The organism is Maribacter zhoushanensis (genome assembly GCF_029350975.1).
In the GTDB taxonomy this organism is placed as follows: Bacteria; Bacteroidota; Bacteroidia; order Flavobacteriales; family Flavobacteriaceae; genus Maribacter; species Maribacter zhoushanensis.
The window spans coordinates 95,656-108,212 of record NZ_JARKMR010000007.1 but is presented as its reverse complement, the minus strand read 5'-3'; the positions used below and the strand labels follow the sequence as shown (position 1 = coordinate 108,212).

Sequence of the window (12,557 nt, the reverse complement as noted above, 5' to 3'; positions counted from 1 at the left end):
TATATTTTTGAAACAATGAAAAAAATTACCATTGCAATAGACGGATTCTCTTCTACGGGAAAAAGCACCTTGGCCAAGCAATTAGCGAAAAAGCTAGAATATGTATATGTGGACACAGGTGCAATGTACCGTGCGGTTACTTTATTTGCTATGAAATCTGGTTTTGTAGATGCAGTTAAAGTTGATGAAGACGCATTGGTGAATTCATTAGGTGACATTGAGCTGAATTTCATCTTTAATTCAGATGTAGGATTTGCCGAAATGTATTTGAATGGTGAAAATGTAGAGAAAGAAATTAGAACCATGCCGGTATCTAAGAATGTTAGTCAGGTTTCTGTAATACAAGCCGTACGAGAGAAACTAGTAGCTATGCAGCAAGCAATGGGTGTGGACAAGGGTATAGTGATGGACGGTAGAGATATAGGAACTGTCGTATTTCCAGATGCAGAACTTAAAATTTTCATGACCGCTTCACCAGAAAAAAGAGCGGTAAGAAGATACAAAGAATTGCTGGATAGGGGAGAGGATGTTGATTATGAAGATATTCTTGAAAATGTTCAAAAACGAGATTATATAGATAGTAACCGGGTAATTTCACCTTTAAAAAGGGCAGATGATGCCATAGAGTTTGATAATAGTGATTTAGGACTAGAGGATCAGTTTCAAAGAATCTATGAACATTCGCTTCGGGTTATTGAGAAGCAAGCATAAAAAAAAGAGGTTAGCATTGCTAACCTCTTTTTTTTATAGTATTGATACTATTTGTTTGGAATAACCAATACTTGATCTGGATGAATAACATCCGGATTTTTCAAGATACCAGTATTTGCTTCAAAAATCTCTTTGTATTTCATTGCATCACCATAGTAGTGTTTTGCTATTTTGCTTAAAGACTCACCACCTTTAACTACGTGTCTGTGATATACAGAATCGTCTTCAACAGAGATATTAGCTTTAATGTCAGAAGGGCTTTCACCGCCTAGTTGCTTAATTTTATCCCACATTAGGTCTTTTTCATAAGGCGTTTTTGCTTGTCCTTTTACTTTAAGAACATCACCTTCAACAGTTACATTACCGTCTTTTATACCTAATTGCTCACCAAGATCCAATACACCTTGATATTTTGCCTTAACACTCATAATTTTACTTTTTTTTAATGGTTATTATAATACTTCTAAGATAAGCATATTTAAGATGTATTACTCTAAAATCATGCCATAATCCATAAATGAACGTGTAATAAGTAGTTCTGTTGCCTAATTTAAATAAAATGATTATTTTTGCACACCTTTTTTGCAAGGAAGTCAAGAGAAAAAGGGATTAGATAAACAAATAAATATAACTACTTTCATAGTTGTTGCCTAAGTCTTGATAAGGTTATGGAATACAAATTATTAATCAGCAAATGGCTGAAGAAAAAACAAACGCAGAGGTAGAAGCTACTACTGAAGCAACACAACAAGCTGTTGAAACTCCACAGCAAGATCCAAAAGAATTCTTAGAAAACTTTAACTGGGAAAAATACGAGCAAGGAATTGAGCGTGTTGATGATTCTAAATTAAAGGAATTTGAAGAATTAGTTGCCGAAAACTTCGTAGATACTGCCGATGAGGAAGTAGTAGAAGGTAAGGTTGTTTATATTACTGATAGAGAAGCTATCATTGATATTAACGCAAAATCTGAAGGTGTAATTTCGTTGAACGAATTTCGTTACAACCCAGGTTTAAAAGTTGGTGACAAAGTAGAGGTATTGATCGATATTCGTGAGGATAAAAGTGGTCAATTAGTATTGTCTCACAGAAAGGCGAGAACTATTATGGCTTGGGACCGTGTTAATGCGGCTCATGACAAAGAGGAAATCGTTAGTGGTTTTGTTAAGTGCAGAACTAAAGGTGGTATGATCGTTGACGTATTTGGTATTGAAGCTTTCTTGCCAGGTTCTCAAATTGATGTTAAGCCTATTCGTGATTACGATCAGTATGTTAACAAAACAATGGAATTCAAGGTTGTAAAAATCAATCACGAATTTAAGAACGTTGTTGTTTCTCATAAAGCTCTAATTGAAGCTGATATTGAAGAACAGAAGAAAGAAATCATTAGCCAATTAGAAAAAGGACAAGTATTAGAAGGTGTTGTTAAAAACATTACTTCATACGGTGTGTTTATTGATCTTGGTGGTGTTGATGGTTTAGTTCACATTACTGACCTTTCTTGGAGTAGAATCAACCACCCGAACGAGGTTGTTGAATTAGATCAGAAATTAAATGTTGTAATTCTTGATTTTGATGAAAACAAATCTAGAATTCAATTAGGTCTTAAGCAATTAGAGAAGCACCCTTGGGAAGCTTTATCTGATGAAATTAAGATTGGTGATAAAGTAAAAGGTAAAGTAGTTGTTATAGCTGATTATGGCGCGTTCATTGAAGTTGTTGAAGGTGTTGAAGGTCTTATCCACGTATCTGAAATGTCTTGGTCTACGCACTTGCGTTCAGCACAAGATTTCGTAAAAGTTGGTGATGAGGTTGAAGCGGTTGTATTGACATTGGATCGTGAAGATCGTAAAATGTCTCTTGGTATCAAGCAATTGACTCCAGACCCTTGGACTGATATTACTACTAAATACCCTGTAGGTTCTAAGCATAAAGGTATTGTAAGAAACTTTACAAACTTTGGTGTTTTTGTTGAGCTAGAAGAAGGTATTGACGGTTTAATTTACATCTCTGATCTTTCTTGGACTAAGAAAATCAAGCATCCATCTGAGTTTACTAACGTAGGTGATACTTTAGAAGTTGAAGTATTAGAATTAGATGTTGATGGTCGTAAGTTAAGCTTAGGTCATAAGCAAACTACTGAAAACCCATGGGATAAATATGAAACTGAATTCGCTTTGGGTACAGTTCATACAGCAACCATTTCTGATGTAGTTGATAAAGGTGCAACAATTGAATTTAACGAAGATATTACTGCATTCATTCCTCAACGTCATTTAGAGAAAGAAGATGGTAAGAAACTAGGTAAAGGCGATGAAGCTGAATTCAAGATTATTGAGTTCAATAAAGACTTCAAACGTGTAGTAGCTAGTCATACTGCTATTTTCCGTGAAGAGGAGCAACGTAATGTAAAAGCAGCTGTCAAAAGACAAGCAGCTAGCGCAGATGAAGCTAAGCCTACTTTAGGTGATGCTAACGATGCACTACAAGCGTTGAAAGACAAAATGGAAGCTGATTCTAAGAAGAAGTAATTTCATTAGTACACATTCTTGAAAAAGGATGATAGATTAAAGCCCGGATATATATATCCGGGCTTTTTGTTTTTTAGGCTTTGATTGAGATGATATATTTGGTAAAGCAACTTAAGTTTCCAGATTGTAGGTTAATAGTATCGTTAGGAAATTATGATTGGTGCAAGAGACTTATAGGGTATGACTGAAGTAGCATAGCCAAGTCATGAAGCTCCTATAGGTAATATTGACAGTTGTGTTAAAGTAGCGATATATTCAATTATATATATAGTTGAGAAGAATAAATGTAAAAGCCTAGATTATTCATCTAGGCTTTTTTCAATATCCATAATTCTCAGTTCCTATTACGGTTCCAAAAAAATGAATTACTAATGGAGATTTTAATAATAGAAGTATAATTCACTTCATAATTTATTGTTTTAATAAGTATTTATTTTTTTAAATTAGTACACCTTCTTCTTTACAAACCAAATGTCTTCTAAGCTCAAGTTCAACGTTACTAAGTGAAAGTTCTCTTTTACCAATACGTTTTGTAAAAGTCCCTTAGAGCCATAGCTGTATGAAAGATTGATCATGGAGTGTGTACCTCTACTGGTTGGTATACCTATACCCGCTGTAAAATTATAGCCTTCTACTTTGTTGTCGCCTATTGCCAAGTATCCGTTGTCATAATTGTAACCTAGTCTGTATGCTAGTCTTTGACCATATTTGTAGCTAGTAGGGTCTTGAATGAATTCTAACCCGAAGGCATAAATATCTTGGTCTTCATAACTGCCAATATTTTCAGATTGATCGGTGTCTGTCCAAAAGTTTTTCTTGTAGTCTGCGCTAAAAGTCAATTCCTTAATAGGCTTAAGGCTTAGACCAAAACCTAGTTCAAGTGGTAGTTTAAAATCAGAAACATTATCAGAGCTCTCATCTTCAACAGAAATTGCTATTCCAGATATAGATTTGTCTACAGACCTTTTTAGATTGCCATTTAAGCTTGTAGGTAATTGTACGGTACTACCTATGGTTAATTTATCATTGATATCATATTGAAATCCAAAACCTAATCTTGCACCGCTATAATTTGTTTTTTCTATAGACTCAAAGGTAGAAGTATTGTAAATAAATGACTCTGTTTCTTCTATGTTCCCAAATAAGAAAGAGGCACTAAGACCTAATCTTAATTTAGGCATAATCGCATAACCAACATTTAGTCTAATATCATTTAATCCACCTAGTCCTGTTACATTACTTTTAAAAGAATCGGTAGATCCTTCAATATTGCTACTTACGCCAAGTAATGAATAGCCAACATCACTATAAGGAACCATGGTAATACCTGCACCCAAATTTTCCATTATTCTAAACCCGAATGCGAGATTGGAAAAATTTACATTAGATTTCTCTTCAGCAGAAGAAGTATTGCTATAGCTGTTAAACTCACCTGTTACACCAATATCGTATAAAAATGAATTTTGAGGAATAAGTGAGTAATTGGCAGGGTTAAGATTGTTAAGTTCATATGGGGATTTTATTCCAATACCGCTGTATCCTAAACTATTGAATTTACCAATACTGGTTTGGTTAATTACCCCTAAACCATATAATGAGTATGGTGAGCTAGTCAAAGCTTCAGATTGCGCTGAAGTTTGTTGCATTGCAAATAATGCTGCTATAGTAATAAATATAATTTGGTTAATCTTCATCGTATACTCCGTATGTTAATTCTAAAACTGTTTCATTTTCGCCATTGCCGTTTCCGTTGAGTATAAATCTATCAACTGTGGAATTATAATCAGGAGGAAGCAATATCAAAGCATCATCGATATCTCTATCATTTAATTGCAACTCCTCTAAATAATAGGATATGGGTATTTCATAATAGATATCATTAAATTCTTGATTATCCCTATTAAGAATAGCGTATGAGGTAGATGATAAAGTTTCTGTTAATTCATTGTTTTGATCAACCACATAAACAGCAAGAGTGTCTCTTAGTTTTAAATGATCATTGTATGATTGGGCTACAGGTTTTATTTTTAAAGTGCCGTCTAAAATTGTACCACTGCCAGGTATGTCATAAAGACTTTTAATGCTAGGGAATTGCACACGCATAGCTATACCTATACCGGCTTGTATATAACTTTGATTATTAGAGTCTGCGCTTTCAAGATTGGTCTTGCTGTCTGTTAAACTCTGTAAAGGAGTTATAGGGTCGTCTGCCGTGATACTGTTAAAAAATGGAATAGGAGTGGTAGTTGCATCTATTTGAATATCAAGATAATCTTGTTCAGATTCATATTCAGTATCTGTACTATAGTATAAACGCATATAGGTATTTTCAGAAGATTTAGAAAAACCAATAACAGACCCATCATCAACATCATCTGGCAAGAGGCCAATACCTTTAAAATAATCTCGATACTCATCAATGTTTACAATATCTTTTTCTTGAAGTTTAGAAAACACTTCATTACCAAAATCGTCTATGAGTTTTATAGTTATAGAATCGCCTGCCAAAGGTCTGGGGGTGTATTCAAAAAACCCTAGATCATCTTCATCATAACCAATTTTGCTTGTATTGTAGAAATAATCATCGTTTTCTGGTTTTAGACTCTCATTAATTTTTTTAATATGAATAGTATTTTTCTGGAGCGTATCATTATAATAATAGTTGTCATACCCCAATACCATAACAATACTATCAAAAACAGCCTCTGAATCTATCGTATAAGTTTCTGGTAGAAACTGCATATAACTAGAGGCAGTAACGGTACCGAATACGGTATCTGTATATTTTCCTAATAGTATTCTAGTAGATTCTGAAGTGACAATACTATCAAACTTCATAGTAGATGTACTGACCGTTAAAGTGTCTATCAGTATAAGTCGAATATTACTGTCTGTAAAAGTTTCGCCGGCAACAAATTCAGAATCATTGTAAATATCATCGCTACAAGAATAAGCGACAAAAGCGAGGAAACCGCCTACTATAATGATGTAGAGCGCACGTAGTTTGTTTAAGAACACCTTCATTTAGAAATTAATTTTTCTCAAAGCTAAATACCAAGCGTGGTTGTAAAAACCTGAATAGACGAATCGTGAATGTTAAGGGATAAACCCTGTTATTTGAACTATTAATCAAAAGTTTGTGTTCGTAGATAAAAACTAGGGTTTGGTATGTTAAAAATCAACCTTAATCTATTGTGTTTTTTTCAACGCTAGGGTCTCTAGTAGATTTGATCTTGAATTGAAAGAACCTTAAAACAAAAAAATAATGAATAAAAGAAAATCGTATGTGTACAAGATTACTGGTATAGCGCTATTGGCCATGGTAATTACAAGTTGTTCAAGTGATGATGACGGTGACGATTTAGGAAACTGGGTAGATAAATCTGTATTTGACGGTAGCCCAAGAAGTAGTATGTCTGGCTTTACAATTGACAATGTTGGCTATATGGGTGTTGGGTATGATGGTGATGATTATTTAGCTTCATTTTGGGCATATGATATAGAAGGAGATTACTGGTCTCAGAAAGCAGATTTTCCTGGTGCTGCCAGAAATGCTGCAGTAGGGTTTGAAATTGACGGTACAGGTTATATTGGGTCTGGCTATGATGGGGTTGATGAATTAACAGATTTTTATAGCTATAATACTGCATCAAATACATGGACGGAAATTGCGCCTTTAACGACTGCTAGAAGAAGTGCAGTTGGTTTTGGTGCTAATGGGTTTGGTTATGTTGGTACTGGTTATGATGGTGAAAATGATAGAAAAGATTTTTGGAAGTATAACCCAGCCAATGATTCTTGGACAGAGCTAGTAGGCTTTGGAGGAAACAAAAGAAGATCGGCAACGACCTTTACAATTGATGGTTTGGTGTATTTAGGTACAGGTGTTTCTAACGGGGTTTACTTGGATGATTTCTGGGTGTTTGATCCAACAACAGAAAGCTGGACAAAGAAATTAGATTTAGATGAAGAAGATGATTATGCCGTACAAAGAAGTAATGCTGTTGGTTTTGCATTAAATGGGTACGGTTATATAGCAACAGGTGAATTAGGTGGTGCTACCAATACGGTTTGGGAGTATGATCCAGTATCAGATGAGTGGGAGCAAAAAACTTCTTTTGAAGGAGCTACAAGACAAGATGCGATAGCATTTTCTAATGGTAGTCGTGTATTTATAGGAATGGGTAGAACGGGTACTTTATACCTAGATGATTTAGATGAATTCTTTCCTCAAGATGAGTACGAAGAGGAAGATTAACTTTTCATAGTGAGTGCAATTGTTAATTTTTTGGGTCAATCTGAGTGGATTGGCCCATTTTTAAACATTTATTTATGAGTTCTACTATAAAATACTCGGTAGTTATTGTGCTATTTTTGGCGTTAGTGTTTGGCTATTCCATTTATAATCAATCTGCAACAAGTCCAAGTCAACTATTTCATAGCGAGGTTGTAGATTTAAATGATGGATATGGTTATCAAATTATGAGGGGAGAGAAAGTAATTATTTTACAGGAATATATTCCTGGATTATCTGGTAAGCAAAAGTTTGAAACAGAAGAACAAGCCTTAAAAACAGCTAGTCTGGTATTATCGAAAATAGAAGATGGAGAGTCTCCAATGTTGTTGCCATCAGACTTAGTAGAATTGAATATTTCTACTGTGGTAGATCACTAATTACTTTATGCAAGCAATTTTTAAAAATAGGGTTCAAATAGTAGTTCATATTAGTTTATGGATATTATTATATGGATTTATTTTTTATCCTATTTTAAATAATGCAAGACCAATTCCTTCAGATGTATTTCCGAAGCTTCTTGTTATTATCATTCTTTTTTATTTTAACTATTTCTATCTAGTCCCAGAATTTTTATTAAAAAAAAGTGTGTTATCATATTTTATTTTATCGTTGGGTCTCTTAGTAGTTTCCGCTTTATTGTTGAATCATTTTTATGAACCCAGGTTTCCAGAAAATTTTTTCATGGACAGGGAACGACCAAGAGGTTTTATGATAATGCCATATTATAGATCTTTTGTAAGTCTTGCCATACCTTATGTTATCAGTGCCATCTTAAGAATGTATGTGGAGTGGAAACGTAATGAGAATTTAAGATTATCCGTTGAAAAAGAGAGTATAAAGTCAGAGTTGCAGTTTTTGAAAGCGCAATTGAATCCACATTTTTTATTCAATTCCCTGAATACAATTTACGCGCTTTCTGTAAAAAAATCACCAGATACTTCAGAAGCTATAGTGGATTTATCTGAATTAATGAGGTACATGATCTATGAGGCAGATAAAGATTTGGTACCCCTAAATAAGGAAATAGATTATATAAAAAGTTACATACAGTTACAGCGTTTAAGATTATCAGATAGTGAGAATGTGTCTTTAAAAATAACAGGAGAAGATAGGGGTAGGGCAGTGCCACCTTTATTGTTTATTTCATTTATAGAAAATGCATTTAAGTATGGTACAGACTATAAAGGTAAAACTTATGTAAAAATTACGTTGACTATAACAGACGCTTCTGTTTATTTAAATGTAAAGAACAAAATTGGAATCTTTAAAGAGCCTACTAAAAACTCAGGTATTGGCTTAGAAAATATCAGAAATCAATTAGAATTAATTTATCCAGGGTTACATAACCTTAAAGTTGATAATGACGGTAAAGATTATGAAGTGTCGTTAACTATTTACCAAAAAACAATCTAGCCTATGAAATGTATAATTATAGATGATGAGCCACTAGCTATTGAAATACTTTCTGGGTACTGTGAAAAGTTAGATTTTATTGAATTGGTAAACACCTACACAAATCCGTTAGATGCTATAACGGAAATCAAAGAAAAGAAAATTGACTTGATTTTTTGTGACATAGAAATGCCACAAATCAATGGCATAGATTTCATGGGTACTTTAGATAATAGACCTTTATTCATTTTCACGACAGCTTATTCGCAGTATGCAGTTGATGGTTTTGAGTTGAATGCAGTAGATTATTTGGTAAAACCAATACCGTATCATCGTTTTATAAAATCCGTTTCTAGAGTACAGGATTTAATTTCTAAAAAACAAGAACCAATTATGGAAGCAAATGTTTTCTCATCCGCAGGCGATAATTCAGTAGAAAAAAAGTTCATTTTTGTTAAAGCAGAATATGAGAGTATAAAAATTGATTTAGACCAAATTGAGTACGTACAAGGCTTAAAGGACTATTTAAAAATTCATATAGCTAATACCAATAAGACCATTCTTACTTTGATGAGTTTTAAGGAGATTATGAACAAATTACCTTCTAATCAGTTTCTTAGAGTGCATAAATCATATCTTGTCAATGTTGATTATATTAAAACGGTTCAACGTAATAGAATTGTTATAAATGATATGCGTATACCTATTGGTGAGAGTCATAAAGAAGCTTTCTTTTCTATTTTAGGCTTGTAGAATTATATTTTAGCGTACTAAAATTAATTTTTCGAATTTACTTCATAATATAAGCTGTCAAAGTTTAGATAGAATTATCTATTTTTGTTTAGCTAAAAGCACGGGTGCCAATTATGAGTCAAAAAGTTTTACTCTCTTCCAAAGAAATCAATATCATCCTGCATAGATTGGCTTGTCAGCTTCTTGAGAATCACTTAAGTTTTGAAAATACAGTTTTAATAGGCATTCAACCTAGGGGCAAGTTTCTTGCGCAACGCCTAACTAAGATTCTAAAAGAAGAATATAAGGTGAAGCAGATTGATTTAGGTTTTTTGGATATTACGTTTTATCGGGACGATTTTAGAAGGGGAGAAAAGACCTTAGAGGCAACAAAAACCAAAATTGATTTTTTAATAGAAGATAAGAACGTAGTCTTAATTGATGATGTGCTGTATACGGGTAGAAGTATAAATGCAGCATTGACCGCTTTACAATCTTTTGGTAGACCAAAAGACGTAGAACTCTTATGTTTAATTGATCGTAGGTTTAGCAGACATTTACCAATACAGCCTAATTACAGAGGTCGTCAGGTAGATGCTATTAATGATGAGAAGGTAAAGGTGATGTGGGAAGAAAATGACGGAGAAGATATTATATATTTAGTAAATAGATAAGAAAATGAGCGAACTGAGTGTTAAACACTTACTGGGAATTAAATACCTAAAGGAAACCGATATTCAGCTTATTTTTGAAACTGCCGATCATTTTAAGGAAGTGATCAACCGATCGATCAAAAAAGTTCCTTCGCTTAGAGATATTACTATTGCCAATATTTTTTTTGAGAATAGTACCAGAACAAAATTGTCTTTTGAACTTGCTGAAAAAAGGTTGTCTGCAGATGTGCTTAATTTTTCAGCCAGTCAATCTTCGGTAAAGAAAGGTGAAACTTTAATAGATACCGTAAATAATATTTTATCTATGAAAGTAGATATGGTGGTTATGCGGCATCCAAACCCAGGTGCGGGTATTTTCTTGTCAAAACATGTTAATGCTTCTATTGTTAATGCTGGTGACGGTGCACATGAGCACCCTACACAAGCGTTGTTAGACTCTTATTCCATTCGTGAAAAATTGGGTGATGTTGCGGGTAAAAATGTGGTGATAGTTGGTGATATTCTTCATTCTAGGGTGGCACTTTCAAATATTTTTGCACTAAAATTACAGGGAGCGAACGTTAAAGTTTGTGGTCCTAAGACATTGTTGCCTAAATATATAGAATCTTTAGGGGTAGGTGTTGAAACTAATTTAAGAAAAGCGTTGGAATGGTGCGATGTAGCAAATATGTTGCGAATACAGAACGAAAGATTAGATATTAGTTATTTTCCAACTACAAGGGAATATACCCAGCAATTTGGTGTGAACAAGAAACTACTTGATAGTTTGGATAAAGAAATTGTTATCATGCACCCCGGACCAATTAATAGGGGAGTTGAGATTACAAGTGATGTTGCCGATTCAAAGCAATCTATTATTTTGAATCAAGTTGAAAACGGAGTTGCCATACGTATGGCGGTAATATATTTATTAGCATCTAAAATTAAATGATATGATTTTTACTAAAGAAGAATCGTTGATTATCGTCTCTCAAGAAGAAATTTCTATTGAACGTTTTTTAGAAAATTTGGATAAGGAATATGATAAATTAAAGAATGACAATTTGGTGTTAGATTTATTGAGTTTCTCTGAGCTGACACCTTACAATGTTATTTCTTTTCTAGAAATAGCCAGAAAACACAAAGAGAATGAACAATCTTTTGTGTTGGTGTCCAACAAAGTATCTTATGATGACGTACCAGAAGAAATTAATTTAGTGCCTACACTTCAAGAAGCTAGAGATATTGTTGAAATGGAAGAAATAGAACGTGATTTGGGTATTTAGAGAAAACCCAAAACACCAATAAGAATACTTAAGTAATTTTTTATGCATCTTACTGTATTGGGTTGTTATGCGGCAACACCAAGAACACTTACAAACCCAACATCTCAAGTGCTGGAAATCAATAATCACATTGTGTTAATTGATTGTGGTGAGGGTACTCAAGTAGAGCTGAGAAGGCATAAGATAAAGTTCTCAAGAATCAACCATATTTTTATTTCCCATTTACACGGAGATCACTTTTTTGGATTACCTGGTTTTATTTCTACAATGAGATTGTTGGGTAGGGAGAAAGAATTACATGTTTATGGACCAAAAGGAATAAAAGAAGCAATTACCCTACTTTTAAAGTTGGGAGATTCTTGGACCAACTACCCGTTATTGTTTCATGAGCTATCAAGTAAAGAATCAGAACTTGTCTTTGAGGATAGTAAAATAAGCGTATCCACGATACCGTTAGATCATCGAATTTATACAAATGGTTATTTATTTCGAGAAAAAGTAGGGAAACGAAAACTAAATATTCATGCTGCCGAGGAATATGGTATTGATAAAGCATATTATCAAAACATAAAAAATGGAAAGGACGTAACTTTAGATGATGGAGAGGTAATTGCGAATACAAAATTGACTTTTGACCCGCCTAAACCAAAATCATATGCTTTTTGTAGTGATACTATTTATGATGAAAGCTTGGCTGCGAAAATCAAAAATGTTGATGTTTTATACCATGAATCTACATTTTTAGAGTCAGAAGCAGAATTGGCGACAAAAACCAAACATGCTACAGCTATGCAGGCAGCAAAAGTAGCAAAAGATGCAAGTGTAAAAACCTTATTATTAGGTCATTATTCTACACGTTACAAATCTATAGAACTATTTAAGGAAGAAGCTTCAACAATTTTCCCTAATGTGTTACTTGCCGATGATGGCAAGACTTTCGATTTTTAAACCTTTTA

Annotated in this window: 13 protein-coding genes; 10 read left to right on the top strand and 3 right to left on the bottom strand. The window is 33.6% G+C overall.

Annotated features, from left to right (window positions below; translation table 11 throughout):
* Positions 1 to 15: 15 nt before the first annotated feature.
* Complete coding sequence (gene cmk / locus PXD56_RS16900; protein WP_276494507.1) at positions 16 to 711, top strand: (d)CMP kinase; 696 nt, start codon at positions 16 to 18, stop codon at positions 709 to 711.
* A gap of 47 nt (positions 712 to 758) precedes the next feature.
* On the opposite strand, the gene PXD56_RS16895 is transcribed toward cmk, so the two are convergent.
* Positions 759 to 1,139 carry a LysM peptidoglycan-binding domain-containing protein gene (locus PXD56_RS16895; protein ID WP_276494506.1) on the bottom strand — a complete coding sequence of 127 codons (381 nt, stop codon included), beginning with the start codon at positions 1,137 to 1,139 and terminating at the stop codon, positions 759 to 761.
* A 266-nt stretch (positions 1,140 to 1,405) separates the two neighbouring features.
* Between PXD56_RS16895 and rpsA the strand changes: the two genes are divergently transcribed.
* Positions 1,406 to 3,241 (top strand): 30S ribosomal protein S1, encoded by a 1,836-nt coding sequence (gene rpsA, locus PXD56_RS16890; RefSeq protein ID WP_036155742.1) that lies wholly within the window; start codon positions 1,406 to 1,408, stop codon positions 3,239 to 3,241.
* A 443-nt stretch (positions 3,242 to 3,684) separates the two neighbouring features.
* Here the strand turns inward: rpsA and bamG are convergent, their stop codons facing one another.
* Entirely contained in the window at positions 3,685 to 4,935 is a 1,251-nt protein-coding gene (gene bamG, locus PXD56_RS16885; RefSeq protein ID WP_276494505.1) for a BamG family beta-barrel-assembly machinery protein, read from the bottom strand.
* Entirely contained in the window at positions 4,925 to 6,265 is a 1,341-nt protein-coding gene (locus PXD56_RS16880) for a DUF4270 family protein (RefSeq protein WP_276494504.1), read from the bottom strand. The genes bamG and PXD56_RS16880 overlap by 11 nt, the downstream gene beginning before the upstream one ends.
* Before the next feature lie 241 nt (positions 6,266 to 6,506).
* Here PXD56_RS16880 and PXD56_RS16875 point away from each other — a divergent pair, with 241 nt between their 5' ends.
* The 8 genes from PXD56_RS16875 (at position 6,507) to PXD56_RS16840 (ending at position 12,549) form a co-directional block, all read left to right on the top strand.
* On the top strand, positions 6,507 to 7,499 hold the full coding sequence (locus PXD56_RS16875) for a Kelch repeat-containing protein (protein WP_276494503.1): 993 nt from the start codon (positions 6,507 to 6,509) through the stop codon (positions 7,497 to 7,499).
* Between the two features lie 74 nt (positions 7,500 to 7,573).
* Positions 7,574 to 7,915: a DUF4907 domain-containing protein gene (locus PXD56_RS16870; RefSeq protein WP_276494502.1), complete on the top strand. Its 342-nt coding sequence runs from the start codon at positions 7,574 to 7,576 to the stop codon at positions 7,913 to 7,915.
* Positions 7,916 to 8,219: 304 nt separating this feature from the next.
* On the top strand, positions 8,220 to 8,951 hold the full coding sequence (locus tag PXD56_RS16865; RefSeq protein ID WP_276494501.1) for a sensor histidine kinase: 732 nt from the start codon (positions 8,220 to 8,222) through the stop codon (positions 8,949 to 8,951).
* Positions 8,952 to 8,954: 3 nt separating this feature from the next.
* A complete protein-coding gene (locus PXD56_RS16860) occupies positions 8,955 to 9,683 on the top strand; it encodes a LytR/AlgR family response regulator transcription factor (protein ID WP_276494500.1) in 729 nt (242 codons plus the stop codon).
* Positions 9,684 to 9,796: 113 nt separating this feature from the next.
* Complete coding sequence (gene pyrR, locus PXD56_RS16855; RefSeq protein WP_276494499.1) at positions 9,797 to 10,336, top strand: bifunctional pyr operon transcriptional regulator/uracil phosphoribosyltransferase PyrR; 540 nt, start codon at positions 9,797 to 9,799, stop codon at positions 10,334 to 10,336.
* A gap of 4 nt (positions 10,337 to 10,340) precedes the next feature.
* Positions 10,341 to 11,267 carry an aspartate carbamoyltransferase catalytic subunit gene (locus PXD56_RS16850; RefSeq protein WP_058105770.1) on the top strand — a complete coding sequence of 309 codons (927 nt, stop codon included), beginning with the start codon at positions 10,341 to 10,343 and terminating at the stop codon, positions 11,265 to 11,267.
* A 1-nt stretch (position 11,268) separates the two neighbouring features.
* Complete coding sequence (locus PXD56_RS16845) at positions 11,269 to 11,601, top strand: ribonuclease Z (protein ID WP_276494498.1); 333 nt, start codon at positions 11,269 to 11,271, stop codon at positions 11,599 to 11,601.
* 42 nt (positions 11,602 to 11,643) lie between these two features.
* The gene (locus PXD56_RS16840) at positions 11,644 to 12,549 is read left to right on the top strand and encodes a ribonuclease Z (RefSeq protein ID WP_276494497.1); all 906 of its coding nucleotides are present in this window, start codon (positions 11,644 to 11,646) and stop codon (positions 12,547 to 12,549) included.
* The last annotated feature ends 8 nt before the right edge of the window (positions 12,550 to 12,557 follow it).

What these genes read in the sequence shown, in the direction of transcription:
- cmk (WP_276494507.1), top strand. Translation starts at nt 16, where the DNA reads ATGAAAAAAATTACCATTGCAATAGACGGATTCTCTTCTACGGGAAAA.
- PXD56_RS16895 (WP_276494506.1), bottom strand. Translation starts at nt 1,139, where the DNA reads ATGAGTGTTAAGGCAAAATATCAAGGTGTATTGGATCTTGGTGAGCAA.
- rpsA (WP_036155742.1), top strand. Translation starts at nt 1,406, where the DNA reads ATGGCTGAAGAAAAAACAAACGCAGAGGTAGAAGCTACTACTGAAGCA.
- bamG (WP_276494505.1), bottom strand. Translation starts at nt 4,935, where the DNA reads ATGAAGATTAACCAAATTATATTTATTACTATAGCAGCATTATTTGCA.
- PXD56_RS16880 (WP_276494504.1), bottom strand. Translation starts at nt 6,265, where the DNA reads ATGAAGGTGTTCTTAAACAAACTACGTGCGCTCTACATCATTATAGTA.
- PXD56_RS16875 (WP_276494503.1), top strand. Translation starts at nt 6,507, where the DNA reads ATGAATAAAAGAAAATCGTATGTGTACAAGATTACTGGTATAGCGCTA.
- PXD56_RS16870 (WP_276494502.1), top strand. Translation starts at nt 7,574, where the DNA reads ATGAGTTCTACTATAAAATACTCGGTAGTTATTGTGCTATTTTTGGCG.
- PXD56_RS16865 (WP_276494501.1), top strand. Translation starts at nt 8,220, where the DNA reads ATGGACAGGGAACGACCAAGAGGTTTTATGATAATGCCATATTATAGA.
- PXD56_RS16860 (WP_276494500.1), top strand. Translation starts at nt 8,955, where the DNA reads ATGAAATGTATAATTATAGATGATGAGCCACTAGCTATTGAAATACTT.
- pyrR (WP_276494499.1), top strand. Translation starts at nt 9,797, where the DNA reads ATGAGTCAAAAAGTTTTACTCTCTTCCAAAGAAATCAATATCATCCTG.
- PXD56_RS16850 (WP_058105770.1), top strand. Translation starts at nt 10,341, where the DNA reads ATGAGCGAACTGAGTGTTAAACACTTACTGGGAATTAAATACCTAAAG.
- PXD56_RS16845 (WP_276494498.1), top strand. Translation starts at nt 11,269, where the DNA reads ATGATTTTTACTAAAGAAGAATCGTTGATTATCGTCTCTCAAGAAGAA.
- PXD56_RS16840 (WP_276494497.1), top strand. Translation starts at nt 11,644, where the DNA reads ATGCATCTTACTGTATTGGGTTGTTATGCGGCAACACCAAGAACACTT.